The sequence below is a fragment of the Plantactinospora sp. CA-294935 genome (genome assembly GCF_050936445.1).
GTDB lineage: Bacteria > Actinomycetota > Actinomycetes > Mycobacteriales > Micromonosporaceae > Plantactinospora.
This window is the reverse complement of sequence record NZ_JBNJMU010000001.1, coordinates 817,460-844,387: the sequence shown is the minus strand read 5'-3', so window position 1 is coordinate 844,387 and position 26,928 is coordinate 817,460. Positions and strand designations below refer to the sequence as shown.

Below are 26,928 nucleotides of genomic sequence, written 5' to 3'. Positions count from 1 at the left end.
CGGACCGCGCCCCGACCGGGCTGTCCGGCGGAGCCGGCGGTACCGGCTCAGTCGCCCGACGGGGTGAGCGGGCGCCGGACCTGGGCCGGGTTGCCCACGGCCAGTACGCCGGCCGGCAGGTCCCGGGTGACCACGCTGCCGGCGCCGACCACGGTGTCCGGTCCGATGGTGACCCCGCCGAGCACGATCACCCCGCCGCCGAGCCAGACGTTGTCGCCGATGGTGATCGGCCGGGCCGCCTCCCAGCCGGTCCGGCGCTGCTCCGGATCGAGCGGGTGGTGCGGGGTCAGCAGTTGCACGTTCGGCCCGACCTGCACGTCGGCACCGATCTCGATCGCGGCGACGTCCAGCAGTACGGCGTTGAAGTTCAGGTACGACCGGTCGCCGATCCGGATCTGGCTGCCGTAGTCGCAGTGGAACGGCGGCCGGACCACCACCTGCTCGCCGACCGCGCCGAGCAGCTCGCGCAGCAGCGCCTCGTGCCGCTCCGGCTGGTCGGCGGCGGTCGAGTTGTAGCGCTGCACGAGCAGGGCAGCGCGGCGGGCCAGTGCGACCAGTTCGGCGTCGTCGGCCCGGTAGAGGTCACCGGCGAGCATCCGCTCCCGCTGCGAGCGCGGATCCGTCTCGGAACCCATTGCCGGACCGGCCCGTTCAGTCGTTGGCGTGCAGGGCGGCGTTCAGCTCGATGCCCCGGCCGGTACGCGGCTTCGCCTCCAGGGCGCCGGTCACCGAGTTGCGCCAGAACAGCAGCCCGTCGACCCCGGACAGCTCGCGGGCCTTGACCACCCGGCCGTCCGGCAGGGTCACCTTCGAGCCGGCCGTGATGTAGCAGCCCGCCTCGACCACGCAGTCGTCGCCGAGCGAGATCCCGATCCCGGCGTTGGCGCCGAGCAGGCTCCGCTCGCCGATCCGGACCTTCTCCTTGCCGCCGCCGGAGAGGGTACCCATGATCGAGGCGCCGGCACCGACGTCGGAGCCGTCCCCGACCACCACCCCGGCGACGATCCGGCCCTCCACCATCGAGGTGCCCAGCGTGCCGGCGTTGAAGTTGCAGAAGCCCTCGTGCATCACGGTGGTGCCGCTGGCCAGGTGCGCGCCGAGGCGTACCCGGTCGGCGTCGGCGATCCGGACCCCGGACGGGACCACGTAGTCGGTCATCCGGGGGAACTTGTCGACCCCGTAGACCGCCAGGTGCCGGCCGGCGGCCCGCTCGATCACCCGCAGCTCGTCGACCCGCTCCGGCGGGCACGGCCCGGCCGAGGTCCAGGCGACGTTGGCCAGCACCCCGAAGATGCCGTCGAGGTTCAGCTCGTTGGGTCGGACCAGGCGGTGGGAGAGGAGGTGCAGCCGGAGGTACGCGTCGGAAGCGTCCTTGATCGGGTCGGCCAGCGAGCCGATCTCGGTGACCACCACGGCGGTACGCAGCCCCGGCAGCGCCCGTTCGCCGATCGCGCCCGGCGGCAGGTCGAGTACGTCGCCGTCCTCGCCCGCGACCAGCGGCGCCGAACCGAGGCCGAGCTTGCCGGTCGGATACCACGTGTCGAGCACCTGGTCTCCGGCGAGCGTGGCCACTCCGATCCCCCAGGCGGGCTGTGCGGTCGTCACCGGGTCTACCTCTCCGTCATCCGTCTGCGACCTCGGCTCAGCCGTGAGTGTGGAACGTCATTTCCGAGCCTTGGACGCATCCCGCCGATACGACCTTGACGGTACCGTCTCCCACCATGGAGAACCCGCTCACCCCCGAGGTGTTGGCCGATCCGGTCGCGTTGACCCGCGCCCTGGTCGACATCGAGTCCGTCTCGCGCAACGAGAAGGAGATCGCGGACTGCGTCGAGGAGGTGCTCAGGGACGTCCCGCACCTGACCGTGGCGCGACACAGCAACACGATCATGGCCCGTACGGACCTGGGCCGGGCCCAGCGGGTGGTGCTGGCCGGGCACCTGGACACCGTGCCGTTGAACAACAACTTCCCGTCCAGCGTGCAGGGCGACCTGATCTACGGCTGCGGCACCTCGGACATGAAGTCCGGGGTGGCGTACGCGCTGCACCTGGCGGTGAGCGTGCCCGAGCCCCGGTACGACGTCACCTACTTCTTCTACGAGGCCGAGGAGATCGAGTCCCGCTACAACGGGCTGACCCTGGTCGCGCAGGCGCATCCGGAGTGGCTGACCGCCGACTTCGCGGTGCTGCTGGAGCCGACGCACGGGGTGGTCGAGGCGGGCTGCCAGGGCACCATGCGGGCGATCGTCAGCGCCACCGGCCGGCGGGCGCACTCGGCCCGCTCCTGGAACGGGGTGAACGCGATCCACGGGATCGGCGGGGCGATCAACCGGCTGGCGGCGTACCAGGCCCGGATGGTCACCATCGACGGCTGCGTGTACCGGGAGGGGATGAACGCGGTCCGGATCAGCGGCGGGGTGGCCGGCAACGTGGTGCCGGACCTCTGCGAGATGGAGGTGAACTACCGGTTCGCCCCGGACCGTACGGCGGAGCAGGCGGAGGCGCACATACGCGAGGTCTTCGACGGCTACCAGGTCCGGGTCACGGACTCGGCGCCCGGTGCGCTGCCCGGGCTGACCGCGGCACCGGCCCGGGAGTTCCTGACGGCGGTCGGCGCGGACCCGATCGGCAAGCTCGGCTGGACGGACGTGTCGCGGTTCGCCGCGCTGGGCATCCCGGCGCTCAACTTCGGGCCGGGCGACCCCAACCTGGCGCACGCCCCCGACGAGCACGTCGAGATCGGCAAGATCCGGGACGGCGCGGCGACCCTGCACCGCTGGCTCGCCTCGCACTGACTTCCGCTGTCGCGCCGCACGGAGTTCCGGCGTCGCGTCGAGGTTCGATCCGGTGCCGGCCGGCGGTGGCCCCTTTGCCGCCGGCCGGCACCGGTTTCCCCGTGATATTCGGTCGGCGGACTACCCGTCGACGTGTTGCTGCGTACGCGATTCCTGGTCCGGCCCCGGATCGTCGATGGCGCCGATCGGCGCGGCGTTGCGCGCCATCCGGCGCTCCGCAACCACCGCCCGGATCCGGCGCTGCATCTGCCGTCGAAGTCGGATGATCTCCCCGCTGGTCATCACCGTTGCCCCCCGAAGGTGCGCGGCCGTGGTGTGGGCGCCGCGCGTTCCCCCTTGTGATTGGTAAGACGCCCGCCAGCCCCGTTCGGTTGCGTCGGCGCTGGATGTTTGTCCCGTGACGTACCGGATCACGCCACCCCGGTCGCGGTCCACCGGATTACCGTGGACCCCATGAACCACAACGAGGGGCGAAACGGCGGCCGGGGTCGGGGTCGGGGACCGGAACGGCATCGGGGTGCGGTCACCCTGCGTCGCGAGGCCATCCCGTTGAGTACGGCCGACCAGCGGCTGCTCGACTCGCGTAGCCGGGGCGACTGGAAGACCAAGGACGCCTGGCGGGCGCTGCGCATCCTCTCCGAGTTCGTGGAGGGCTTCGACACCCTGGCCGACCTGCCCCCGGCGGTCAGCGTCTTCGGCTCGGCCCGCAGCAAGCCGGACAGCCCGGAGTGCGTACTTGCCGAGGAACTGGGTGCGGCGCTGGCCGCCGCCGGCTATGCGGTGATCACCGGCGGCGGGCCGGGTGTGATGGAGGCCGCCAACCGGGGCGCCACCGAGGCGGGCGGGCTGTCGGTCGGGCTCGGCATCGAGCTGCCGTTCGAGCAGGGCATCAACGACTGGGTCGACATGGCGATCGACTTCCGGTACTTCTTCGCCCGCAAGACCATGTTCGTCAAGTACGCCCAGGCGTTCGTGGTGCTGCCCGGCGGGTTCGGCACCCTGGACGAGCTGTTCGAGGCGCTGACCCTGGTGCAGACCGGCAAGGTGACCCGGTTCCCGGTGGTCCTGATGGGCACAGCGTACTGGAGCGGCCTGCTCGACTGGCTCCGGGACACCCTCGCCGCCGACGGCAAGATCGGCCTGGCCGACCTCGAACTGATCATCGTCACCGACGACGTGAACGCGGCCGTCCGGCACATCGTGGAGGCGGACGCGGCCCTCGCGGCCGAGCAGGAGGCGCTCCAGGAGACCGCGATCGCCCAGGCCGAGGCCGCCCAGCAGTCGGCCGCCGGAGGACGCAACTCGCGCTGAACGACCGACCTCCCGGACACGTCCGGCGCGGCGGCCCGCCCCCCGGTTCCACTGGGGGCGGGCCGGCCGGTCCCACTGGGCCCGCCCTCGGTCCCACTGGGGGCGGGCCGGCCGGTCTCCCCGGCTACGACAGCACGCGGATGCTGCCGGGGGAGAAGACCGTGGAGTCGCCGGGTGGGAGGGCTAGCGACGGGAAGCCGGTGCAGAACCCTCCGGTGTAGACCACGATCGTGGCGTCGGTCTGGTTGCTTACCGTGGTGCCGGGCGGGAACGTGGCATTGACGCTGTGGCAGCCGGCGGCCGGGTTGACCAGGATGGCGCTCGGGCCGGCGGGGCTGGCGACGACCACCCGGCCGGTGGCGGCGAGGCCGGGTGAGGCGGCGAGCCCGACGGCCGCACCGGCCAGCACACCGACCACGGCCACCCGGGCCGCCCGGCGCCAGGCGCTCGATCGACGTCCCGCCGTACGGGACCGCGTCGGTGCTGCTTCCATGGTTTCCACGAGAAATCCTCCCCAGGGATCGAAGTGCTGACCGGTGACCAGCGCTCGCCGACGTGTCGCCGCCGAGGCCGGAGCATCGGCGGTCTTCGTCGGCCGGCTGGCTTGCACGCTACGGCCGGGGAACTTCATTTCGCTTTCACGCCGCACTCGGCATGTTCGGGCGCGGGTACCCCAAGATTCTTGGCGAGTTGTGGTTAGCGGCGAACCATAATTCGCCAAGAATCATGACCCGCACTCGACCGGGCGGGCGAGGAGCGCGTCCGTGGCTGCTCAGGGGACCAGGTCGGCGGCTGCGCGCAGGGCCGCGTGCAGGTCGTCATGGCGGTGCGCCAGGGTCACTGCGCCGTCGCGTACCCGGAACAGCGTTGCCACCCTGGTCGGCGCGGTACGGCCGGCGTCCGCCGCCGTGGGGTCGGGCCAGCTGGCGTCCTGTTCGACCACGATCGTGTCGGTGCGGACCGGGTGCCAGGAGACCGGGTGCAGTGCGATCCCCGAGCCGACGATCCACTCGACGAACGCGTCGGCCGGGATCGGGCCGGTACCGCACGGCCCGGAGACATCGACCGGGTCGGTCACCGCGTCGCGAGCCGCTGACAGGTCCCGCTGGTTGACAGCGGCGTGCCACCGGGAGACCGCTTCCTCTAACATGACCATCCTCCGTATGCGTTCTGCATGCAACCGTATGCGAAAGTCATACGACTGCCAAGGGAGGGGTACGGCGGATGGCTTCCGGTGGGCGGGTGCTCTTCTCGTTCGTGCGCTACTGGTCCCGGCGCTGGACCGGTGCGGGCCTCGGCGTCGATGCCGAGCGGGGGCGGGACGTGATGGTGGTGGAGGCGGTGGCGGCGCTGACCGGCCGGGGAGTGGTGGCGTCTGTCAATGACGTGGCCCGGGAACTCGGCGTCGACCAGTCCGGCGCCAGCCGGATGGTGTCCCGGGCCGAGCGGCTGGGGCTGCTCTCCCGAGTGCGACCCTCGGCCGTCGGCGGGGCGACGGCGATCTCCGTCACCGGTGAGGGCCGGGAACTGCTGCGTGCCGCGTACGCCTGGCAGGACGGGGTGCTGCGTACCCTGACCGCCGACTGGTCGCGCGAGGAGGTCCGTACGCTCGTCGCGCTGATGGGCCGGCTGGTCGAGGCCCAGAACCGCATCGACGCCAGGTAGCCGCGCCCGCCGGCCCGGCCGGTCGGCCGACCTCGGCCCGCTCCGGGCACACCGTCGCCGGCCAGCCGAGCCGATAACCCGGCCCGCGCGATGAACCGCCATTCTTGCTGTCCCTGAACGCTTCGTCGAATAGCCCCCATGCTGGATCGGCGGACGTACCCGGAGTGCGACCAGGGCGTGGCGCGGGGCGTACCTGAGGGGGGCTCGTCAGGGCGGCGTGGTGTGATGGGCGGCGTGCAGGCGTACCGGCTGGTCCGTCGGCCGGCCGAGGCCGGGCCGGCGCGACTCGACGACCCCGTGCAGCGGGAGGTGGTCGGACACACCGACGGCCCGCTGCTGGTCCTGGGTGGACCGGGTACCGGCAAGACCAGCACCCTGGTCGAAGCGGTGGTCAGCCGGGTCGCCGAGGGCGTCGACCCGGAGCGCGTCCTGGTGCTCGCCTTCAGCCGCCGCTCGGCCACCGCACTGCGACACCGGATCGAGGCCCGGGTCGCCGAAGCCACCAACCGGGTACTGCACGAGCCGCTGGTCCGGACCTTCCCGGCGTACGCGTTCGGGCTGCTGCGCAGGTCGGCGGCGGAACGTGGCGAGCCGTCCCCGCGACTGCTCACCGGCCCGGAGCAGGATCTGATCATCCGGGAGCTGCTCGGGGTGGTCGGGGGCGAGGACGAGGAGCCCGAGAGCGGGAACGAGATCGAGGACCCGGTCGGCTGGCCGGCGGAGTTGCGGCCGGCGCTGCGTACCCGGGCCTTCGCCGAACAGCTCCGCGACCTGCTGATGCGGGCCGCCGAGCGGGGCGTCGGGCCGGTCGAGCTGGCCCGGCTCGGCGAGAGGCTCGGCCGGGCCGACTGGCCGGCCGCCGCCCGGTTCCTCCGGCAGTACGTCGCCGTGCTCGCCCTGCGCGACGTCACCACCCGGGGCTCGGTCGCCTACGATCCCGCCGAACTCGTCCGGGCCGCCTCCGGCCTGCTCACCGACGACCCCGACCTGCTCGACGCCGAACGGGCCCGGCTCGCGCACGTCTACGTCGACGAACTGGCCGACACCGATCCGGCGCAGGTGGACCTGCTGCACCTGGTGGCCGGCGGGGGCAAGCCACTGGTGGCCTTCGCCGACCCGGACTCGTCCACGTACGCCTTCCGGGGCGCCGACCCGGAGATCGTGCACAGCTTCCCGCACCGGTTCCGTACCGTCTCCGGGGCGGTGGCCCGGACGCTGGTGCTGCACACCTCGTACCGGGCCGGGCCGGGGTTGCTGGACGCGACCCGGCGGTTGGCGCGGCGGCTGCGCGGGCCGGTGGCCCACCGTGACCTGCACCCGGTGCCGGACGCCGAGCCGGGGACGGTGGAGATCCGCACCTTCCGCTCCGGCACCAGCGAGGCGGCCTACCTCGCGCACGCGCTGCGCTCCGCGCACCTGCTCGACGGGGTGCCCTGGTCGAAGATGGCGGTGCTGCTCCGCTCCACCACACTGCAACTTCCGCCGTTGCAGCGCGCGCTGCACACCGTCGGGGTGCCGACCGTGGTGCACGCCGAGGACCTGCCGCTGCACCTGCAACCGGCGGTGGCCCCGTTCCTGCTGCTGCTGCGCTGCGCGCTCGAACCGGAGCGGCTGGACGAGGAGGCGGCGGTGACGCTGCTGCACTCGCCGCTGGGCGGCGCCGACCCGCTGGCCGAGCGGCGGCTCCGGCAGGGGCTACGCGCACTGGCGCTGGCCGGCGGAGACCGGCGTCCCTCCGGCGACCTACTGGTGGAGGCGCTGGGGGATCCGCGCGACCTGCTCACCATCGAACGCCGGTGGGCGGCCCCGGCCCAGGCGGTCGCCAACCTGCTGGCCACCGCCCGGGAGGCTGCCGCCGTGCCCGGGGCGACCGCCGAGGACGTGCTCTGGGCGGTGTGGCGGGCCAGCGGGCTCGCCGAGCGCTGGTCCGGCGCGCTGGCCCGGGGCCGTACGGCCGCCGGGGCGCAGGACAGCGGGCTGCGCTGGCGGGCCGCGGCGGCCGACCGGGATCTGGACGCGATCGTCGTACTCTTCGACGCGGCGGCCCGGTTCGTCGACCGGCTGCCGGGGGCGCGTACCGAGGTCTTCCTCGACCACGTGCTCGGGCAGCAGATGCCGGCCGACACGCTCGCGCCGAGCGCCGACCGGGGCGAGGCGGTACGCCTGCTCACCGCGCACGCGGCCAAGGGGCTGGAGTGGGACCTGGTCGCGGTGGCCGGCGTACAGGAGGGGATCTGGCCGGACCTGCGGCTGCGCGGCAGCCTGCTCGGCTCGGAACGGCTGGTCGACCTGCTCGCCGGCCGGGGCGAGGGGGCCGGGGTCGCGGCCACGCTGGTCGGGCAGAGTTCGGCAATGCTGGACGAGGAACGGCGGCTCTTCTACGTCGCCACCACCCGGGCCCGGCGGAAGCTGCTGGTCAGCGCGGTCGCCTCGGCGGCGGTCGGGGTCGCCGACCACGAGGAGCAGCCGAGCCGCTTCCTCTACGAACTCGGCCCGACGGTCGAGCGCCCGGACGACGGCGACAGCCCGACCGGCAGGAACGGACCGGGCGGCAGTGGCGGACCGGGCGGCGGACATGGACCGGACGGCAGTGGCGGACCGGACGGCAGTGGCGGACCGGACGGCGGGCAAGGACCGAAGGACCCGGCGGGGCCGGACGGTCGCGGGGGTCCGGCGGGGCCGGACGGTCAGGGTGGCCCCGTTGCCGCTGGCGAAGCCACGCTAGGTGGTAACGGCACCGCCGTGGAGGAGGTGGACGGGGTGGCCGACGACGTACCGGCGCTGCCCGTCGGCCGGCCGCCCCGGGCGTTGACGCTGTCGGCGCTGGTCGCCGAGTTGCGTACCGCCGTCACCGACCCGGAGGCGTCGCCGGCCCGGCGGCGCGCGGCGGCGGAGGAGTTGGCCCGGCTGGCCGTCGCCGGTGTGCCGGGGGCGCATCCCGACGACTGGTGGGGGCTGCGACCGCTCTCCGACGACCGGCCGCTGGTCGACGAGGGGGAACCGGTCCGGGTCACCCCGTCCGGGATGGAGAGCGCGCTGCGGTGCAGCCTGCGCTGGCTGCTGGAACGGCACGGCGGCAAGGCACCGGCCAGCTCCGCCCAGGGAGTGGGCAACCTGGTGCACGCCGCCGCGATGCTCGCCGAGGACGCCAGCGCCGACCGGGGCAAACTGCTGGAGTACGTCGCCGCCCGGTTCGACGTGATCGAACTCGCCGCCCGCTGGATGGCCGGCACCGAACGGGCCCGCGCCGAGGTGATGGTGGACAAGCTGCTGCGCTGGCTGGCCGGCAACCCGCGCCGGCTGCTCGCGATCGAGCACGAGTTCGCGGTACGCCTCGACGACCCGTCGCGGCCGATCGAGCTGACCGGCCGGGTGGACCGGTTGGAGGTGGACGCCGACGGCCGGCTCGTGGTGATCGACCTCAAGACCGGCAAGTCGACGGCGGTGACCGCGTCGGAGCTGGCCGAGCATCCGCAGCTCGGCGCGTACCAGGCGGCGGTGGAGGCGGGCGCCTTCACCGACCTCGGTGCCGGGTCGGAGTCCGGTGGAGCCGCGCTGGTGCAGCTCGGTACGCCGACCCAGGACGCCAAGGAGCAGGTCCAGCCGCCGGCCGGCGCCGCCGAGGAAGCGGGTAGCTGGGCCCGGGCGATGGTCCGGCGTACCGCCGACACGATGGCCGCGGCCACCTTCTCCGCCGTCGCCAACTCGAAGTGCCGGGTCTGCCCGGTCCGCAGCAGTTGCCCGATCTCCGGGCAGGGCCGGCAGGTCGTCGAGCCGCCCACCCGGCGCCGCCCGGACACCGGCACACCGCCGGGCGGGCGCGGAGCCGGCCCGCAGGCAGGCGCCCCGCCGAAACCGCCCGGACAGCGTGGCGGCGGGGAGCGCCGGTGACCCAGCCGTCCCTGTTCGCCTCGACTCCGACCCAGCGGGTCGCCGACGCCGGACCGCGCTACACCCCGGTCGAGCTGGCCAAGCTGCTCCGGCTGCCGGCACCCACCCTGGAGCAGGCCGCGATCATCTCGGCGCCGGTCGAACCGCTGCTGGTGGTCGCCGGGGCCGGCTCCGGCAAGACCGAGACGATGGCCGCCCGGGTGGTCTGGCTGGTCGCCAACGGGTACGTCGAACCCGGGCACGTGCTCGGCCTCACCTTCACCCGGAAGGCGGCCGGGGAACTCGGCACCCGGATCCGGACGAGGCTCGGCCAACTCGTGCGCCGGCTCGGCCGCAACAGCCGCAACAGCGACGACGACCCGTTCGGCGGCGAGCCGACCGTGGCGACGTACCACTCGTACGCGGCCCGGATCGTCACCGAGCACGGCCTGCGCGGCGGGTACGAGCCGTCCACCCGGCTGCTCACCGAGGCGTCCCGCTGGCAGATCGTCGACTCGCTGGTGCGCAACCACGACGGGGACATGTCCGAGGTGGAGCGGCAGCCGAGCACCGTCACCGACGCCGTGCTGGCGCTCGCCGCCGACCTGGCCGAACATCTGGTCACCCCGGACGACCTGGCCGCCTGGACCGGCCGGTTCTTCGCCGAGGTGCAGTCCCGACCCGGCCGGGTCTACGCCGACGTACGCAAGGCGCTGCACGTCCAGCAGCTCCGGCTGCGGCTGCTGCCGCTGGTCCGGGCGTACGCCCAGCGCAAGGACGACTTCGAGGCGATGGACTTCGGCGACCAGCTCGCCCGGGCGGCGCGGGTGGCCCGGGACCATCCGGAGGTCGGCGCGATCGAGCGCGGGCGCTACCGGGTGGTGCTGCTCGACGAATACCAGGACACCAGTCACGCCCAGGTGGTGCTGCTCCGCTCGCTCTACGGCGGCGGTCACCCGGTCACCGCCGTCGGCGACCCGTGCCAGTCGATCTACGGCTGGCGGGGCGCCAGCGCCGGCACCCTGGACCGGTTCCCGACCGAGTTCGCCCAGCCGGACGGCACCCCGGCCCAGGTGCGCACCCTGACCACGAGCTGGCGCAACCGGCCGCAGATCCTGGACGTCGCCAACGGGCTCGCCGCGCCGCTGCGGGCCGCCGGAGCCCAGGTCGCCGAGCTGGCCGCCGCGTTCCGGGTGGACGAGGAGATTCCGGGCCGCACCGGCCGGGGGTACGTCGGCGGCACGGTGCACTGCGCGCTGCTCGACACGTACGCCGACGAGGCCGACTGGATCGCCGACAGCATCCTCGCCGCCTGGCGGGGCGCGGCCCGGATGCCGGACGCGCTGCCGGAGCAGATTCCGGTGGTGGCCCGGCCGACGACGGCGGTACTGGTCCGGCTGCGCAGCCAGATCCCGGCGATCGAGGCGGCGCTGCGGGACCGGGGACTGCCGGTCGAGGTGGTCGGCCTCGGCGGACTGCTGGACACCCCCGAGGTGCGGGACGTGGTCTGCACCCTGCGGGTGCTCTCCGACCCGACCGACGGTGCCGCACTGCTCCGGCTGCTGACCGGGGCACGCTGGCGGATCGGCCCGCGTGACCTGGTCGCCCTGCACCGCCGGGCCACCGCGATCGCCCGCGCTCGCCGGGAACTACCCCGGTCCGACGACGACTCCGAGCCGGAGATCGTCACCGACCGGCTGGACGAGGCGACCCTGGTCGAGGCGCTGGCCGACCTCGGTCCGGCGCAGGCGTACTCGGCGGAGGGCTATGCCCGGCTGCGGGCGTACGCCAGGGAACTCGGCCTGCTCCGGCACCGCCTGGACCAGCCGTTGCCGGACCTGCTCGCCGACGTCGAGCGGACCATCGGCCTCGACGTCGAGGTGGCGGTACGCGCCGGCAGCGACGGCCGGGACGGCGACGCCGGCCTGGCCCGGGGGCATCTGGACGCGCTCGGCGACGTGGCGGCCCGGTTCGCCGGTGACTCGGCCGGTGCGCCGCTGCACGCCTTCCTGGCCTTCCTCGCGGCCGCCGAGGACGAGGAGCGGGGACTCTCCCCGGGCGAGGTCGAGGTGGTGGAGGGCGCGGTGCAGATTCTCACCGCACACGCCGCCAAGGGCCTGGAGTGGGACGTGGTCTCGGTCGCCGGGCTGAGCAAGGGTGTCTGGCCGGGTACCGCCCGGGGCTCGGACCACTATCTGCTCGGCCTCGGGGTGCTGCCGTTCCCGCTGCGCGGCGACGCGGACGGGCTTCCCGAGCTGGCCCTGGACGACGCCGACGACCAGAAGGCGGTAGCCCGGGCACTGGCCACCTTCACCGACGACTGGCGGGCGCACGACGAGCGGGAGGAACGCCGGCTGGCGTACGTCGCGGTCACCCGGCCGCGCCGGCTGCTGCTCTGCTCCGGCTACTGGTGGGGCGAGGGGACGAAGCGACCACGCGGCCCGTCGACGTTCCTCTCCGAGGTGTACGAGTGGTGCCTGACCACGCCCGAGGCCGGCGAGAGCGGCTTCGTGGTCGACGCCTGGGCAGCCGAGCCGGCGGCCGACGCCACCAACCCGACCACCGAGGTGGTGCTCCGGGCCGAGTGGCCGGCCGACCCGCTGGGCGCCCGACGCCCGGTACTCGCCGAGGCCGCCGCCCTGGTCCGCCGTCTGATGTCCGAACAACCATCCGAAGCGGAGCCGTCGCAGGAGATCGCCGCCCCCGGCGACGGTGACCTCCCCCGGGGAGACCGGGCCGGCGACGGCGCCCTCGCCCCGGGAGCCCGGGCTGGCGACGGCGCCCTCGCCCCGGGAGCCCGGGCCGGCGACGGCGACCTCGCTACGGGAGACGATGCCGGTGGCGAGGAGTTGCCGCCGGTCGATCCGGAGGCGGCGGTCGCCGCGGCGGCCTGGCGGCGCGAGGCCGAACTGCTGCTCGCCGAGCGGGATATGCTCGCCCACCGCTCCGGACCGGTCGAGGTGGCGCTTCCCGGCCACCTGTCGGTCTCGCAACTCGTGACGCTGCGCCGGGACCCGGCGGCGCTGGCCCGCGCGTTGCGCCGACCGATGCCCCGGCGCCCCGAGCCGTACGCCCGGCGGGGCACCGCGTTCCACGCCTGGCTGGAGCAGCGGTACGGGATCAGCCGGCTGCTCGACGTCGACGAACTGCCCGGGGCGGCCGACTCGGACGCCGCGCCGGACGAGGCGCTGACCGAGTTGCAGGAGCGGTTCCTGGCCAGCGAGTGGGCCGAGCGCACTCCGGTCGAGGTGGAGGTGCCGTTCGCCACCTCCATCGGCGGGCTGCTGGTGCGGGGCCGGATGGACGCCGTCTTCACCCTCCCCGGCGGCCGGTACGACGTGGTCGACTGGAAGACCGGCCGGCAGCCGACCGGGGTCGAGGCGGACGCCGCCGCGGTGCAGTTGGCGGCGTACCGGCTGGCCTGGGCGGAACTGGCGGGTGTGCCGGTGGACCGGGTCCGGGCGGCCTTCCACTACGTACGGGACAACGTGACCGTACGCCCGGCGGACCTGCTCGACGCCGACGGCCTGGCCGCGCTGCTGGCGCGGGTGCCCGAGGCGGCGGTGGGCGGTTGAGCCTGCTCAGGACAGGGTCATCCGATTGATCTGCCGGAATCCTGCCCGACCGGGCCGGTGGTGTGCTAACGTTGCGGCGTTGCAGTTTTGGTTCCCAGAGACTCTGTGTGCGCCTGCGGGATTGTGACCGTAGGCGCTCTTTGTTATGTCCGGAGTTCTCCGGGCGGGGCGACCAGAGCGACAGCGGCCCACCGGCCACGGTGGGCAACTATTCGGTCCGCAACAGGTGCGGACCGAACGTTCCGTCAGGAGACGAAACACATGGCAATTGGCACCGTGAAGTGGTTCAACGCCGACAAGGGCTTCGGCTTCATCACCCCGGACGGCGGCGGCGCCGACGTCTTCGCCCACTTCTCTGCGATCCAGAGCTCCGGCTACCGGAGCCTGGACGAGAACCAGCGGGTGGAGTTCGAGGTCACCCAGGGCCAGAAGGGCCCGCAGGCGGAGAACATCCGCCCGATCTGACCCAGCGCCCTCTGCGGCGTCAGCCCAGAGACGAAGTTCGACCACCGCGCCCAGACCGGCGTGGTGACGCGGCCAGCCCGCGCCCGACGGCACGGGCTGGCTCCCGCGTATCTCCCGGTCCGTGGCTGCGGTCGCCGGGCGCACCGCCGCCGGTGGCTGAGCCGCCGGTGGCGGGCGCCGGTGACCTTCCTCGACACGTACCGCATCGAGGAAGGTCCGTAATGACCCGCACCATCCACTCTTTCGCCGACGCGCCGCTGGCCGCTGGACTGCACGCCGCGCTGACCGAGAACGGCATCCTCACGCCGTTCCCGATCCAGGCGGCCACGCTGCCCGACTCGCTGGCCGGTCGGGACGTACTCGGCCGGGGCCGTACCGGCTCCGGCAAGACGCTCGCGTTCGGCCTGCCCCTGCTGTCCCGTACCGCCGGGCGTCGGGCCCGGCCGGGCCGCCCCCTCGGGCTGGTCCTGGTCCCGACCCGCGAACTGGCGCAGCAGGTGACCACCGCCCTCGCCCCGTACGCCCGCACGCTCGGGCTGCGCTGCGCCACGGTGGTCGGCGGACTCTCGCTGACCCGGCAGGCGGCGGCGCTGCGAACCGGCGCGGAGGTGGTGATCGCCACTCCCGGACGGCTCGCCGACCTGGTCGACCGGGGCGACTGCCGGCTGGACGAGGTCGCCGTCACGGTGCTCGACGAGGCCGACCAGATGGCCGACATGGGCTTCCTCCCGCAGGTCACCGACCTGCTGCGCCAGGTGGCGCCGGGCGGGCAGCGGATGCTCTTCTCGGCCACCCTGGACCGGGGCGTCGACCGGCTGGTCCGCCGGTTCCTCACCGACCCGGTGTCGCACTCCGTCGACCCGACGACCGCCACCGTCACCGCGATGACCCATCACGTCCTCCAGGTGGACGCCGAGGACAAGACGACGGCGGCGGCGCAGATCGCGGCCCGGGACGGTCGGGTCATCATGTTCGTCGGCACCAAGCACCGCGCCGACCGGCTGGCCCGGCAGTTGCTGACCAGGGGCGTACGGGCGGCAGCGCTGCACGGCGGCAAGTCGCAGCCGCAGCGGACCCGTACCCTGGAGCAGTTCAAGTCCGGTCAGGTGAACGCACTGGTGGCAACCGACGTGGCGGCCCGGGGTATCCACGTCGACGGGCTCGACCTGGTGGTGAACGTCGACCCGCCCACCGACTCGAAGGACTACCTGCACCGGGGCGGCCGGACGGCCCGGGCGGGCGAGTCCGGCCGGGTGGTGACCCTGGTGCTACCCGAACAGCGCCGCGAGGTGGCGCGACTCCTCAACGACGCCGGGATCAGGCCCGAAACCCTGGTGGTCCGCCCCGGCGACCAGGCACTGGTGCAGCTCACCGGGGCGCGGGTCCCGTCCGGGATTCCGCTCTCGGCGTCGACGGCCCGGCCGGCACCGGTGACGTCGGCCCGGTCGACAGCCGCGACGACGGCCTCGGCGACGGTGCCGAAGCCCCGCTCCGCGAACGGTGGGCCTCGCCGGGCGTCGCGCTCGCGCCGGCTTCGCCGGGCCGCCTGATCGGCCCACGCCTCGGTCCCGCCTCGGCCGTTCGCCCCTCCCGGATGGCCGTGGAAGTCCCGGTGTCGTGACGCCGCGTGAGGCCGCGTTGACCCTCGTCGGCGTGTCCCGAGCGGGTAGCGCGGTCGGTGCGCCGATCGGTCAGGGCAACTATGCCCGCGAATACACCTGATCGGGTCCGATGGGCGACTGCGGAGTAACCATCGACGGGCCATCCTGTCCTGGGGAACCAGCGACCACGGGGGCGGGTCGCGATGGGGGAGGTTGCGATGACCGTGCGTGTCGGTCAGGGCTCGACGCGGGAGATCCTGGTGGTGCTCGCGCTCGCGGTCAGCGGTCTGCTCCTCGCCACGCTCGTCGCGTTCACCCCGTGGTACGGCTTTGCCGCCGGGGCGCCCGAGGTCGAGGTGGTCGAGATGCACTCGACGGTGGGGACGTCGTCCGGGGACGAGATCGGGATGACTGTCGCCGGGGACGGCTGAGCTGGTCAGGATCGCTGACCTGAAGGTTGGGCACGGGCGCCGAGCAGATCGGGGTGGGGGCCGGATCGCCGGTGTCGGGATCAAGCCTGACCGCCCAGAGCGGGTGATCCGGCCTCCCAAACCCCCTGGTCAGGTGAACCCGGCACAGCCCGAACCCCCGTGCCCGCCCTCCCGCCGGGTCGGCTGACCGGGCTGCCGGTGGTGTTCACTAGTGGTATGCCGGTTAACTCCCCGCGTGCGACCGACGGTACCGAGGCCCGGCCCGGAGCCGCCTGGGCGGCGGGTGCGGTCACCCGGATCGGCCTGCCCGCACCGGCACCGGAACCGCCCGAACCACCCCGTGGTACGGGTGGTCGGGACCGTCGGCTGTGGTGGTTCGCCGGGGCGGCCGGCGGCGTACTGGTGATCGGCCTGGTGGTGGTGCTGGGGCTGACCATGTCCGGCGGAGTCGACCCGCTGTGGAGCCGGCCGGAAGCGCCGACGGACGTGCGGCCCCCGCTGGCCAGGAAGTGCCCGCTGCCCGGCTCGTCGGGCCAGGCCGCCCCGGGTACACCGTCGCCGGGGGTACCCGGGTCGCCGGGGCCGACCGAGCCGGAGCCGGATCCGGTCGTCCCGCCGGCCGGGCCGGGGCAGCCGTTGAGCGGGGAGCGGACCGTCGACCCGGAGGCGGGGATCTCATACGCCAGCTACGGCGCACCCTGGCAGCCGTGGCTGACGGTGTGGAGTGCCGGGACGCTGGAGGTGCCGTACAAGGTCGGGCAGCACTTCGTCACCGAGCGGGAGTACGACGGGTTCAGCGACTACCACGCCTCGATCCTGTCGGCGGCCGTCCCGGCGGCCGAGAACGACGCCCTGACGTTCGACCTGGAGTGCGTCGGTCGGCAGGTGGCGACCGACGTGCGGACCGAGTACTACCCGCAGCCGAACCGGATGGAGTCGATCCGGGACGGCCGGACCACGCTGGGCGGGCGGCCGGCCTGGGTCTCCGTGTTCCGGCTGCACTTCAAGCGGCCGCAGTTGCGGGCCACCGACGAGTTGGCCGCCGTGGCCTGCATCGACGTCGGCCGGTCCACCGCCGCGGTCCTGTACATCTCGATACCCGGTACCCATCGGGAGTTCGACTGGGTGGTCGAGCACGCTCTCGCCTCGGTCCGCCCCGCCTGAGCCGGGTGCGGGTACGCCGAGCCCCGCCACCGGTGGTGACCGGACGCGCTAGGGTCGGTTCGTGGCGGCGGGAAGATCGAGAATTCCAGCGACGAAGCATTCGGTCGAGCGGTTCACCCTCGACAACGGCCTGCGGGTGGTGCTGGCCCCGGATCGCAGCGCCCCGGTGGTCGGTGTGGCGGTCATCTACGACGTGGGCATCCGGTCGGAACCGGAGGGCCGGACGGGTTTCGCGCACCTCTTCGAGCACCTGATGTTCCAGGGCTCGGAAAACCTGGAGAAGCTTGCGCACTTCCGGCACGTCCAGGGTGCCGGTGGGACCTTCAACGGCTCCACCCACCTCGACTACACGGACTACTGGGAGACGTTGCCGAGCAACGCGCTGGAGCGGGCCCTCTTCCTGGAGGCGGACCGGATGCGCGGGCCGCGGCTGACCGAGGAGAACCTCCGCAACCAGGTCGACGTGGTGAAGGAGGAGATCCGGGTCAACGTGCTGAACCGGCCGTACGGCGGCTTTCCGTGGTTGCGACTGCCGCCGGTCATGTTCGACACGTTCGCCAACGCGCACGACGGCTACGGCTCCTTCGACGACCTGGAGAGCGCGAACATCGCCGACGCGACGGACTTCTTCGACCGGTACTACGCCTGCGGCAATGCGGTACTCGCGGTCGGCGGGGACCTGGACGTGGCGGAGGCGACGGCGCTGATCGAGCGGCACTTCGGTGACGTGCCGGCCCGGCCCGCCCCGGCCCGACCGGACTTCGCCGAGCCGGACCTGACCGGGGAGCGGCGCCAGGCGTACACCGACAAGCTGGCGCCGCTGCCGGCGGTGGCGGCGGCCTGGCGGGTACCGGACCCGATCGGCGACTTCGCCGGCTACCTGCCGTACGTGGTGCTGGCCGAGGTGCTCACCGACGGCGACGCGTCCCGGCTGGTGGAGCGGCTGGTGCTGCGGGACCGCACGGTGACCAGCGTCGGCGGCTACCTCGGGCTGATGGGCGACCCGTTCGACGTACGGGACCCGACCGCGCTGGTGCTGCAGGCCCACCTGCCGCCGGGCGGCGCGGTGGAGAAGGTGCTGCAGACCATCGACGAGGAACTCGACCGGGTCGCCACCGACGGGCTGGCCACCGACGAGCTGGCCCGGACCCAGGCCCGGATGGCGACCCACCTGCTCCGGGAGACCGACGCGGTGCTCGGCCGGACGCTCCAGATGGCGGTACTGGAGCAGCAGCGGGGTGATCCGGGGCTGCTGGGCGAGTTGCCCCGGCTGGTCGGCGAGGTCACCGAGGAGCAGGTGCGGGCAGCGGCCGCCACCCTGCGACCGCAGCGCCGGGCCGCCGTCGAGGTCGTCCCCGGTGGAGGTGTCAGGTGACCGTCCGTACGCTGCCCCCGCTCGGGCCGAACCGCAAGCTCAAGCTGCCCCGCGCGGTCGAGCACACCCTGCCCAACGGGCTGACCGTGATCGTGCTGCGCCGGCCGGCGGTGCCGCTGGTGGAGCTGCGGCTCTGGGTGCCGTTCGGCCGGGCCCACCTGGCCCGGGGCCTGATGATGTCCCAGACGCTGCTCTCCGGCACCGGGACGATGACCTCGGTGCAGCTCGCCGCCGAGTTGCAGAAGGTGGGCGGCGGGCTCTCCGCCGGGGCCGACGCCGACCGGCTGATGATCTCCGGCACCGGCCTCTCCACCGGACTGAACCGGACTCTGGAGCTGCTCGCCGAGGTGCTGACCGGGGCCAGCTATCCGAACGACGAGGTCGCCACCGAGCGGGCCCGGCTGATCGACGGGATCCGGATGGCGCAGAGCCAGCCGACCCACCTGGTCCGCAAGGCGCTGCTGAAGCGGATGTACGGCAAGCACCCGTACGCGGTGCAGACTCCGGAGCCGGAGCAGGTCGAGGCGGTCCGGCCGGCGGCGTTGCGCCGCCTGCACGCCGCCCGGGTACGGCCGACCGGGGCGATCCTGCTGCTGGTCGGCGACGTGCAGCCGGCGAGGGCGCTGGACGCGGTGGAGCGGGCGCTCGGCGGCTGGACCGGAGACGGTGCCCCGGGTGAGCTGCCGCCGACCCCGCCGCCGGAGCCGGGGCCGCTGCTGCTGATGGACCGGCCCGGCTCGGTGCAGTCGTCGGTCCGGCTGGCGCTGCCGGCGGTGCCGCGCACCCATCCCGACCACGCGTCGCTGCAACTGGCCAACCTGGTCTTCGGCGGCTACTTCTCGTCCCGCTGGGTGGAGAACATCCGCGAGGACAAGGGCTACACGTACGGGCCGCACTCGACGATCGAGCACTCGGTCGCCGGGTCGGCGCTGGTGGTCTCGGCCGAGGTCGCCACCGAGGTGACCGGGCCGGCCCTGCTGGAGACGATCTACGAGCTGGGCCGGCTGGCCTCGCTGCCGCCCAAGGAGGACGAGCTGGAGCAGGCCCGCCAGTACGCCCTCGGCACCCTCCAGCTCGGCATCTCGACCCAGGCCGGTCTGGCGGCGGTGGCCAGCGCGTACGCCGGTTCCGGGCTGCGGCTGGAGTTCCTGGCCGAGCACGCGGCCCGGCTGGCGAAGGCGACCCGGGACGACGTGGCCACCGCGGCGGCGAAATATCTGGCTCCGGCCCGGGCGGTCATGGTGGTGCTCGGCGACGCCGGCCAGGTGGAGGCGCCGCTCGGCGTGCTGGGACCGGTCCGGACCGAGGCCGCGGGATCGTGACCTCCGGCCTACCGCCGACGGACCTGCCGGCCGGTCATCCACCGCTGGCCAGGTCCACGCTCGACCGCGCCGCGCACCGGCGTACCGACCCGCAGTGGCTGGCCGACGCCTGGCAGCGGGCCCGGGTGCTGCTGGTGGACGTGGCGAACGGCGGCCGGACCCTGGTCGGCTCGGTCGGTGACAAGCCGGAGCTGATCCTGCTCGGCCCGGACGCGGCCCGGGACAGCGCCCCGGGCGCCCGGCTCTTCCTCGGCGTCGAGCCGGACGGGGTACCGGTCTTCGCGGTCGACGCGCCGCTGCCGGAACTGGCCGGTACCCGGCCGGCGAACCTGCGCGAGGTCGGCCACCTGCTCAGCGACCGGGACGCCGGCCTCTTCACCACCGCCGTGGCGCTGGCGAACTGGCACGCCCGGCACCTGTACTCGTCGCTGACCGGCCTGTCCACTGCGGTCGGGGACGCGGGCTGGTCCCGGCGGGACGAGGCGGGCAACCAGCTCTGGCCGCGTACCGATCCGGCGATGATCGTGCTGGTGCACGACGGGGTCCCCGGTCCCGGCGGCCGGTGCCTGCTCGGCAACAACGCGGCCTGGCGGTCCGAGCGGGGCCTGCGCCGGTACTCCTGCCTCGCCGGCTACGTGGAGCCGGGCGAGTCGGCCGAGGATGCGGTGGTCCGGGAGGTCACCGAGGAGGTCGGCCTGGTCCCGCACCACATCGGGTACGTCGCCAGCCAGTCCTGGCCGTTCCCGGGCTCGCTGATGCTGGGCTTCTTCGCCCTCGCCGACCCGGAGCGGCCGATCCGGCTGGACCCGGCGGAGATCGCGCACGCGGGCTGGTTCAGCCGGCGGGACATCGCCGCGGTGCTGGCCGGGGAGGCGGTCGAGGTCGGTGACGGGCTCCGGTTGGCGCTGCCGCCGCCGTCGTCGATCGCGCTGTTCCTGATCCGCAGTTGGCTGGAGGATGCCCGGTAGTCGGGCCGCGCCGGGCCCAAATCTTGGCCCGCGACCGTCGTTGCCGCGACGATCACGGGCCAAGATCATAGGCCGTCGCTGCCGGGTCAGGCATGGTACGTGGCGGGGGACGCCACCCGGACGACGACGGTCGACTAACCGAACCTCGACTGCGGGCCGAGATTTCTGGGTTGCGGGTCCCCGCCGGTCGGCGGGTCGGACTGGGCCGGCCCGTGGGGGTCGCCCGGCAGGACCCGGTCACCGGCCTGGTCCCGGAACGGGCTGTTGCGCTGCCGCCGGTCGGGCTCGCCCACCGGCACCACCTTGACCCGTTGCCGTCCGGACCGGACCGCGCCCACACTGGACAGCGCCCGGGCGAGCACCAGGGCAGCGTCCCGGTCCTCGGCGCGGACGATCTGACGGCGCTGTTCCGGAGAGGTCTGTTCGTCGCGGAGGCGCTCCCCCTGCGCCCAGGCAGCGGCCAGCTCGTCGTCAGCGGCGGCACGGATGTCCGTGCGAACGATTAGAAACCGCATGGGTGTCTCCGAAGGCCGGTGACGGACGATGATCCTGCGATTACCCAACGAAGCCATTGCGTGGAACTTCCACGTCCCCCTTCGGCTATGTTCACCCATTCTTGGCCGGTGGGCAAGTGAAACGCGCCGATTGGAGTAGTTGCTCGTCCGATCAGGTGACGCAGGGTCAACGCCTCGCCCGGTGAGATCCGAGGTCAGCGCCTAGCTGACCGGAGCGGCCCGCCGCTGCGACGCGAGCCCGGGTCGGCGCCGTTGCGGGGTACGGCGAAGCCGCCGGCTCCCGGGCGGGAGCCGGCGGCTTCGGACTCGTCTGTGTACGGTACCGGCGGATCGGGCCGGCGCCCGACCGAGCTGGGCCGGGACTACTGTTCGGTCAGCCGGCCGGAGCGGCGACTGCGCTGGGTCGGCGGCATCCCCGGGTCGCGGCTGGCCGGCTTCCGGGGGGCCGACGAGCGCTGCCCCGCCATGTCGGTCAACCAGGTGATCGTCTCGTCCGGACTGAGGGCCGCGTCCTGGAGCCACTCGAAGACCATCGAATAGGTGGCGATCTCCTTGGGGTCGGTCACCATCAGGTTGGTGGCCAGCCCCTCGATCGCCAGGGTCTCCGGATCCTGCGGCTCGGCGAAGCGGTATAGCGAGAACCCGGTGTGCGGCAGGTACCAGTCCGCGATGGTCTGCTCGGTGAGCAGCACCTGGAGCGTCACGTTGGACAGCCCGGCGAGCTTGCGCAACTGGATCAGTTGGGCGCGTAGCACCTCGCGCGGACCGGCCCGACCGCCGAGCGCGGCCTCCTCGATCACCGCCGAATAGCGGGGCGGCTCGACCTCGCGGGTGAGCAGCGACTGCCGGGCCATCCGGGCCGCCACCTCGGTCTCGGCGTCCTCGGTGTCGTCGGTGTCGGGGTCGTCCACGAACTGCCGCGAGGAGAGGATCCGCAGGTTGACGTACGCCTTGGTCTGCAACAGACCCGGCACGATCACCGGGCTGTACTCGCGGATCTCCGCGCAGCCGGCCTCCAGTTCGGCGTAACCGCGCTGCCGCGGCGTCATCGTCGCGTACGAGCGCAGCCAGCCCCGGATGTCGCCGGCCTCGTTGGTGATCGCGGTCAGCTCGTCCCGCAACGGCCCGGTGACCTTGTAGAGGTCCAGCAGGTCGAGGACATCGCGCAGGTCGGGCCGGCTGCGGCCGTTCTCCAGCCGGGACAGTTTGGACGCCGACGCCCAGCCCACCGCCTCGATGACCTGGTCGCCGGTGAGCTTGGCGGACTCCCGCAGCTTGCGCAGTTCCGTGCCGAGCCTGCGCCGCCGCAGGATCGGGCTGGGTTGAGCAGGAGGCACTGGATCCTCGCTCTCGATCGCTTCGAGCCCGTCGCCGGGCAGGTGCGGACCGTCCAGGTCACGCCCCCGGCGGTCCAGTATGCCGCTCGTTCTTCACGGCATGCCGTCGGATGGTAACGGCGTGTCTAAATGGAGAGGGCTTTCCGGGACACCTCCGGCCCTGCCGTCGGATAGCCGATCGAGCCCCGCGCGCGACCGGCCGCCCCCACCACCATCGACTGCGACGAATTTCCCACCACGACGACCACGCCGTACGCCACCGGAGAGAACCCGCCCCCCACCAGTACGGCGAGCAGCCGCCGCGGGCGACCCGGCGTCCGCGATCCACCCGGCGGCGATGATCACGTTGACCTCCGGGTGTCCGCGGTCCCCGAGCGGCTCGCCGCCACCTCGAAAGGGACCCCTCGCATGCGAACCATCCTGCGTCGCCCCGACTTCCGGCTGCTCTTCGCCGGGCTCGTGTTCAGCATGACGGCAGAGTCGATCATGCTTCTGGCGCTGGCCGTCTGGGTGAAGGACCTGACCGGTTCGGACGGCATGGCCGGCGCCACCATCTTCGCCATGGTCGCGCCGATGGCCCTGGCCCCGATCGTCGGCTGGGTGGTCGACCGGTTCCGGCGACGCCCGTTCTTCCTGGTCGCCAACCTCGCCACCGCAGTGGTACTCACCCCGCTGTTCCTGGTCCGGGACCGCACCGACGTCTGGGTCATCTACGTGGTGGGCGCCCTGTACGGGCTCTCCTACGTCGCCCTCGGCGCGACGCTGAACGGGCTGATCAAACAGATCGTGCCCGAGGAGCTGATGGCCCAGGCGAACGGCGTGTTGCAGACCGTCAAGCAGGGCCTCCGGCTGGTCGGCCCGCTGGCCGGGGCGGCCCTCTACACCGGGGCGGGCGGCTGGACCCTGCCGACGGTCGGCATGATCGGTTTCGTCGCCGCCGCCTGCGCGGTCTCCGCGCTGCGGATCGCCGAGCGGAGGCCCGGCCCGGCCCAACTCCGCTGGGTGACCGAGGTCGGTGCGGGACTGCGACACATGCTCGGCGAGCCGGCGTTGCGTCGGGCGGTCGTCGGCGCCGCGCTGGCCGTACTGGTGATGGGGTTCAGCGAGTCGCTGATCTTCGCGTACGTGGACCAGGGGCTGGGCCGGGAACCGGGCTTCGTGGGGGTGCTGGTCACGGTGCAGGGCATCGGCGGGGTGCTCGGCGGACTCTCCTCCCCGGCCGTGGTACGCCGGTTCGGCGAGCTGGCCGCGCTGGCCGTCGGGGTGGCGCTCTTCGCGCCCGGCGCGCTGCTGCTGGCGTACCCGACGATCTGGCTGGCCTTCGTCGCCCTGGTGCTGCTCGGCTTCGGCCTGCCGATCGCGTTCGTCGGGTTGAACACGCTGATCCAGCGCCGCACCCCGGGACCGCTGCTCGGCCGGGTCGCCGCCGCCTCGGAGGCGCTGATCAGCGGCCCGCAGGCGATCTCGATCGGTACCGGCGCACTGCTGGTCGGCTTCGTCGACTACCGGCTGCTCTTCGTGGTGATCGCGGTGGTGATGACGATTGCGGCCGGATACCTCTGGGCGGGTCGGGGACTCTCCGCGCCGCCCGCCACCGGTACGGCGGCCCGACCCGGCGTGCCCGGGGGCGTGCCGGCGCCCGATGTGATCCTGCCCGACGTTCCACCCGTCTCGGGTGTGCCCGCCGTGACTTCGATCGGCGACGGTGTGACCGCCGACCGGGTCACGCCGCCGGTACCGCCGGCCGAGCCGGTACCGCCGGTTGCCGGCCGGTCCTCGGCGGCGTCGCCGGCCCCGGGATGCCGGCCCCGCTGAGCCCCGCTGAGCCCCGCTGAGCGACGCGCGGGCGGCGGTGGGCCGCGCCGGGCCCACCGCCGACCGGGTCAGCTTCCGGCGAGCGCGGCCAGGTGCTTCTTGACGTCGACGATCGACGGGTTGGTCAGCGCCGAACCGTCGTCGAAGCGCACCGTCGGCACGGTCTGGTTGCCGCCGTTGACGCTCATCACGAACTCCGCGGCCGCCAGATCCTGCTCGATGTCCACCACCGTGTAGCCGATGCCCTCCCGGTCAAGCTGTGACTTGAGCCGGTGGCAGTAGCCGCACCAGGACGTGGAATACATCGTCAACATCGTCGAGACCTCCGCGGTGCTCAATCGTTCCCAGCCAGGCCCGGCCGGTTCGGCCCGGTCGGACGTCGGATCGGACGGGTTGTCGATCACACAGGCTAAAGGTGCAACGTCGGGAGGGGCTGCCATGATTCCTACCTGTGGCGGCTGACTCTCGCGTGGAACGGATCCTGGCCGGACTCGACCCGGAACAGCGCACCGCGGTGACCGCTCCGGCCGGGCCGGTCTGCATCCTGGCCGGCGCCGGCACCGGCAAGACCCGAGCGATCACGCACCGGATCGCGTACCGGGTGACGGCCGGGGAGGTCGCCGCCCGGCACGTACTCGCGGTCACCTTCACCGCCCGGGCCGCCGCCGAGCTGCGGGCCCGGCTCGGCGCGCTCGGGGTACCGGGGGTGCAGGCCCGGACGTTCCACGGTGCCGCGCTGCGTCAGGTGCGGTACTTCGCGTCCCGGCTGCTCGCCGGGCGGGAGATGCCCGAGCTGCTGGACAGCAAGGTCCGGCTGGTCACCCTGGCCGCCGCCCGGGCCGGGCTGCGCACCGACCGGGCCGCCGCGCGGGACCTGGCCGGCGAGATCGAGTGGGCCAAGTCGTCCCTGGTCGAGCCGGGGGAGTACGTGGTGGCGGCGGCCAAGGCGCTGCGCGAGACGCCACACGACCCGGCAAAGGTGGCCGAGGTCTACGCCGGCTACGAGAAGGTGAAACGCGCCAACGGTGTGATCGACTTCGAGGACATGCTCCGGGCGGCGGTGTGGGGGATCGAGGAGCACCCGGACGTCGCCGAGCAGATCCGGGCGCAATACCGGCACTTCGTCGTCGACGAGTACCAGGACGTCAACCCGCTCCAGCAGCGCCTGCTCGACGCCTGGCTGGGCGGCCGGGACGACCTGACCGTGGTCGGCGACGCCAGCCAGACGATCTACTCGTTCACCGGTGCCACCTCGGCGTACCTGATCGACTTTCCCCGGCAGCGCCGGGACGCGGTGGTGGTCCGGCTGGTCCGGGACTACCGCTCGACCCCGCAGGTGGTCGGGCTGGCCAACGCGGTGATCAAGCAGGCCCGGGGAGCCGAGGCGCGGCTGCGGCTGGAACTGGTCGGGCAGCGACCGCCGGGCGCCGAGCCGGACCTGCGGATCTTCCCGGACGAGCCGGCCGAGGCGGCAGCGGTGGCGGTGCGCTGCCGTGACCTGATTGCCGCCGGTACGCCGGCCCGGGAGATTGCCGTGCTGTTCCGCACCAACGCGCAGTCCGAGGCGTACGAGAAGGCGCTCGCCGAGGCGGAGGTGCCGTACCAGGTGCAGGGCGCCGAACGCTTCTTCGAGCGGGCCGAGATCCGGCAGGCGCTGGTCGCGCTCCGCGCCGCGACCCGGTCGACGCCCGGGGACATGCCGCTGGTCCCGGCCGTGGTCGAGGCGCTCTCCGCGGTCGGTTGGGCGCCCGACCAGCCCCCACCGGGTGGCTCGGCCCGGGAGAGCTGGGAGGCGGTGGCCGCCCTGGTGCAGCTCGCCGAGGAGTACGCGGCGACCCCGGCGCTCCTGCCGATCGGCGAGGCTGCCTCGGTCGAGCGGCCGGTGACGCTGGCGGATTTCTGCGCCGAGCTGTCCCGGCGGGCCGCCGCGCAGCACGTGCCGACGGTCGAGGGTGTGACGCTGGCGTCCCTGCACTCGGCGAAGGGGCTGGAGTGGGACGCGGTCTTCCTGGTCGGGCTCTCCGACGGCACGCTGCCGACCAGCTACGCCAAGACCGTCGAACAGGTGGAGGAGGAGCGCCGGCTGCTCTACGTCGGGGTGACCCGGGCCCGCGAGTGGCTCTGGCTGTCGTACGCCTCGGCGCGCTCGCCCGGCGGCCGGGCCCGGCGGCCGTGCCGGTTTCTGCCCCAGTTCGACCGTTCCGGCGGTGGACGCACCGTCGAGGCGCCCGGCGGCAGTCGGAAACCCGACCGTCGGCGTACCCAGGTCGTCTCCTGCCGGGTCTGCGGGGCGACCCTGCTGGCCGGCGCGGACCGCAAACTCGGCCGCTGCGCCACCTGCCCGTCCGATCTGGACGAGGAGCTGCTCGACCGGCTGCGCGACTGGCGGGCCCGGGTCGCCGGGGCGCAGAAGGTCCCCGCGTACGTCGTCTTCACCGACGCCACCCTGCTCGCGCTGGCCGAACGCCGTCCCGGCCGTCCGGCGGAACTGCTGGCCATCGCCGGGATCGGCCCCCGCAAGGTCGCCCTGTACGGCGACGCCGCGCTGGCCCTGATCGACGGCGTCCGGGTCGACGACGTGCTGCTGACGGAGGAGCCGACCGAGCCGGCGCCGGGCTGAGTCGAGCGCCGTCGGCGGGTGTCGGAAGAAAGTTGCGAGATCTCGCCGTAATTCGTTTGCCCTCGTGCCCGGAGGAGGAATAGCCTCATGGCACACCTC

Annotated in this window: 20 protein-coding genes and 2 pseudogenes; 14 read left to right on the top strand and 8 right to left on the bottom strand. The window is 73.4% G+C overall.

Features of this window, described 5'->3' with window-relative positions:
* Nucleotides 1–47: 47 nt before the first annotated feature.
* Together ACQEVC_RS03790 and dapD are read right to left on the bottom strand one after the other, a co-directional pair.
* Entirely contained in the window at nt 48–635 is a 588-nt protein-coding gene (locus ACQEVC_RS03790; RefSeq protein ID WP_432873376.1) for a sugar O-acetyltransferase, read from the bottom strand.
* Nucleotides 636–651: 16 nt separating this feature from the next.
* On the bottom strand, nt 652–1,605 hold the full coding sequence (dapD, locus tag ACQEVC_RS03785) for a 2,3,4,5-tetrahydropyridine-2,6-dicarboxylate N-succinyltransferase (protein WP_432873374.1): 954 nt from the start codon (nt 1,603–1,605) through the stop codon (nt 652–654).
* A gap of 116 nt (nt 1,606–1,721) precedes the next feature.
* On the opposite strand from dapD, the gene dapE reads away from it, so the two are divergent.
* Nucleotides 1,722–2,795, top strand: coding sequence for a succinyl-diaminopimelate desuccinylase (gene dapE, locus ACQEVC_RS03780; RefSeq protein ID WP_432873373.1), 1,074 nt, complete (start codon nt 1,722–1,724; stop codon nt 2,793–2,795).
* Between the two features lie 120 nt (nt 2,796–2,915).
* Here dapE and ACQEVC_RS03775 read toward each other — a convergent pair whose 3' ends face one another.
* Nucleotides 2,916–3,077 carry a hypothetical protein gene (locus ACQEVC_RS03775; protein WP_318397533.1) on the bottom strand — a complete coding sequence of 54 codons (162 nt, stop codon included), beginning with the start codon at nt 3,075–3,077 and terminating at the stop codon, nt 2,916–2,918.
* Nucleotides 3,078–3,248: 171 nt separating this feature from the next.
* Between ACQEVC_RS03775 and ACQEVC_RS03770 the strand changes: the two genes are divergently transcribed.
* On the top strand, nt 3,249–4,106 hold the full coding sequence (locus tag ACQEVC_RS03770) for a TIGR00730 family Rossman fold protein (protein ID WP_432873370.1): 858 nt from the start codon (nt 3,249–3,251) through the stop codon (nt 4,104–4,106).
* Nucleotides 4,107–4,230: 124 nt separating this feature from the next.
* Here the strand turns inward: ACQEVC_RS03770 and ACQEVC_RS03765 are convergent, their stop codons facing one another.
* Nucleotides 4,231–4,608: a hypothetical protein gene (locus ACQEVC_RS03765; RefSeq protein ID WP_432873368.1), complete on the bottom strand. Its 378-nt coding sequence runs from the start codon at nt 4,606–4,608 to the stop codon at nt 4,231–4,233.
* A 270-nt stretch (nt 4,609–4,878) separates the two neighbouring features.
* A complete protein-coding gene (locus ACQEVC_RS03760; protein ID WP_432873367.1) occupies nt 4,879–5,256 on the bottom strand; it encodes a nuclear transport factor 2 family protein in 378 nt (125 codons plus the stop codon).
* Between the two features lie 74 nt (nt 5,257–5,330).
* Between ACQEVC_RS03760 and ACQEVC_RS03755 the strand changes: the two genes are divergently transcribed.
* From ACQEVC_RS03755 to nudC, 10 genes are all read left to right on the top strand, one after another.
* Nucleotides 5,331–5,771 carry a MarR family winged helix-turn-helix transcriptional regulator gene (locus ACQEVC_RS03755; protein WP_432873365.1) on the top strand — a complete coding sequence of 147 codons (441 nt, stop codon included), beginning with the start codon at nt 5,331–5,333 and terminating at the stop codon, nt 5,769–5,771.
* Between the two features lie 234 nt (nt 5,772–6,005).
* Nucleotides 6,006–9,662, top strand: a complete 3,657-nt coding sequence (locus tag ACQEVC_RS03750) for an ATP-dependent helicase (protein ID WP_432891004.1) — start codon at nt 6,006–6,008, stop codon at nt 9,660–9,662.
* The gene (locus ACQEVC_RS03745; protein ID WP_432873361.1) at nt 9,659–13,216 is read left to right on the top strand and encodes an ATP-dependent helicase; all 3,558 of its coding nucleotides are present in this window, start codon (nt 9,659–9,661) and stop codon (nt 13,214–13,216) included. The genes ACQEVC_RS03750 and ACQEVC_RS03745 overlap by 4 nt, the downstream gene beginning before the upstream one ends.
* 261 nt (nt 13,217–13,477) lie before the next feature.
* Nucleotides 13,478–13,681, top strand: a complete 204-nt coding sequence (cspE, locus tag ACQEVC_RS03740; RefSeq protein ID WP_101369720.1) for a transcription antiterminator/RNA stability regulator CspE — start codon at nt 13,478–13,480, stop codon at nt 13,679–13,681.
* 221 nt (nt 13,682–13,902) lie between these two features.
* Entirely contained in the window at nt 13,903–15,231 is a 1,329-nt protein-coding gene (locus ACQEVC_RS03735) for a DEAD/DEAH box helicase (protein ID WP_432873358.1), read from the top strand.
* A 269-nt stretch (nt 15,232–15,500) separates the two neighbouring features.
* The gene (locus tag ACQEVC_RS03730) at nt 15,501–15,713 is read left to right on the top strand and encodes a hypothetical protein (RefSeq protein ID WP_318402781.1); all 213 of its coding nucleotides are present in this window, start codon (nt 15,501–15,503) and stop codon (nt 15,711–15,713) included.
* 216 nt (nt 15,714–15,929) lie between these two features.
* Nucleotides 15,930–16,877 (top strand): hypothetical protein, encoded by a 948-nt coding sequence (locus ACQEVC_RS03725; protein WP_432873356.1) that lies wholly within the window; start codon nt 15,930–15,932, stop codon nt 16,875–16,877.
* A gap of 61 nt (nt 16,878–16,938) precedes the next feature.
* Complete coding sequence (locus ACQEVC_RS03720; RefSeq protein WP_432873354.1) at nt 16,939–18,252, top strand: M16 family metallopeptidase; 1,314 nt, start codon at nt 16,939–16,941, stop codon at nt 18,250–18,252.
* A complete protein-coding gene (locus ACQEVC_RS03715) occupies nt 18,249–19,574 on the top strand; it encodes a M16 family metallopeptidase (protein ID WP_432873353.1) in 1,326 nt (441 codons plus the stop codon). Before ACQEVC_RS03720 ends, ACQEVC_RS03715 begins: the two co-directional genes overlap by 4 nt.
* Nucleotides 19,571–20,542, top strand: a complete 972-nt coding sequence (gene nudC / locus ACQEVC_RS03710; protein ID WP_432873351.1) for an NAD(+) diphosphatase — start codon at nt 19,571–19,573, stop codon at nt 20,540–20,542. The genes ACQEVC_RS03715 and nudC overlap by 4 nt, the downstream gene beginning before the upstream one ends.
* A gap of 281 nt (nt 20,543–20,823) precedes the next feature.
* Here the strand turns inward: nudC and ACQEVC_RS03705 are convergent.
* Nucleotides 20,824–21,057 (bottom strand): annotated as a pseudogene (locus tag ACQEVC_RS03705) (hypothetical protein); the annotation flags it as partial.
* A gap of 362 nt (nt 21,058–21,419) precedes the next feature.
* Nucleotides 21,420–22,394, bottom strand: a complete 975-nt coding sequence (locus tag ACQEVC_RS03700; protein ID WP_432873349.1) for a helix-turn-helix domain-containing protein — start codon at nt 22,392–22,394, stop codon at nt 21,420–21,422.
* Between the two features lie 408 nt (nt 22,395–22,802).
* On the opposite strand from ACQEVC_RS03700, the pseudogene ACQEVC_RS03695 reads away from it, so the two are divergent.
* A pseudogene (locus ACQEVC_RS03695) lies at nt 22,803–23,984 on the top strand (MFS transporter); the annotation flags it as partial.
* 293 nt (nt 23,985–24,277) lie between these two features.
* On the opposite strand, the gene ACQEVC_RS03690 reads toward ACQEVC_RS03695, so the two are convergent.
* Nucleotides 24,278–24,523 (bottom strand): mycoredoxin, encoded by a 246-nt coding sequence (locus tag ACQEVC_RS03690; protein ID WP_318402770.1) that lies wholly within the window; start codon nt 24,521–24,523, stop codon nt 24,278–24,280.
* A 137-nt stretch (nt 24,524–24,660) separates the two neighbouring features.
* On the opposite strand from ACQEVC_RS03690, the gene ACQEVC_RS03685 reads away from it, so the two are divergent.
* Nucleotides 24,661–26,829, top strand: a complete 2,169-nt coding sequence (locus ACQEVC_RS03685; protein ID WP_432873346.1) for an ATP-dependent DNA helicase UvrD2 — start codon at nt 24,661–24,663, stop codon at nt 26,827–26,829.
* The last annotated feature ends 99 nt before the right edge of the window (nt 26,830–26,928 follow it).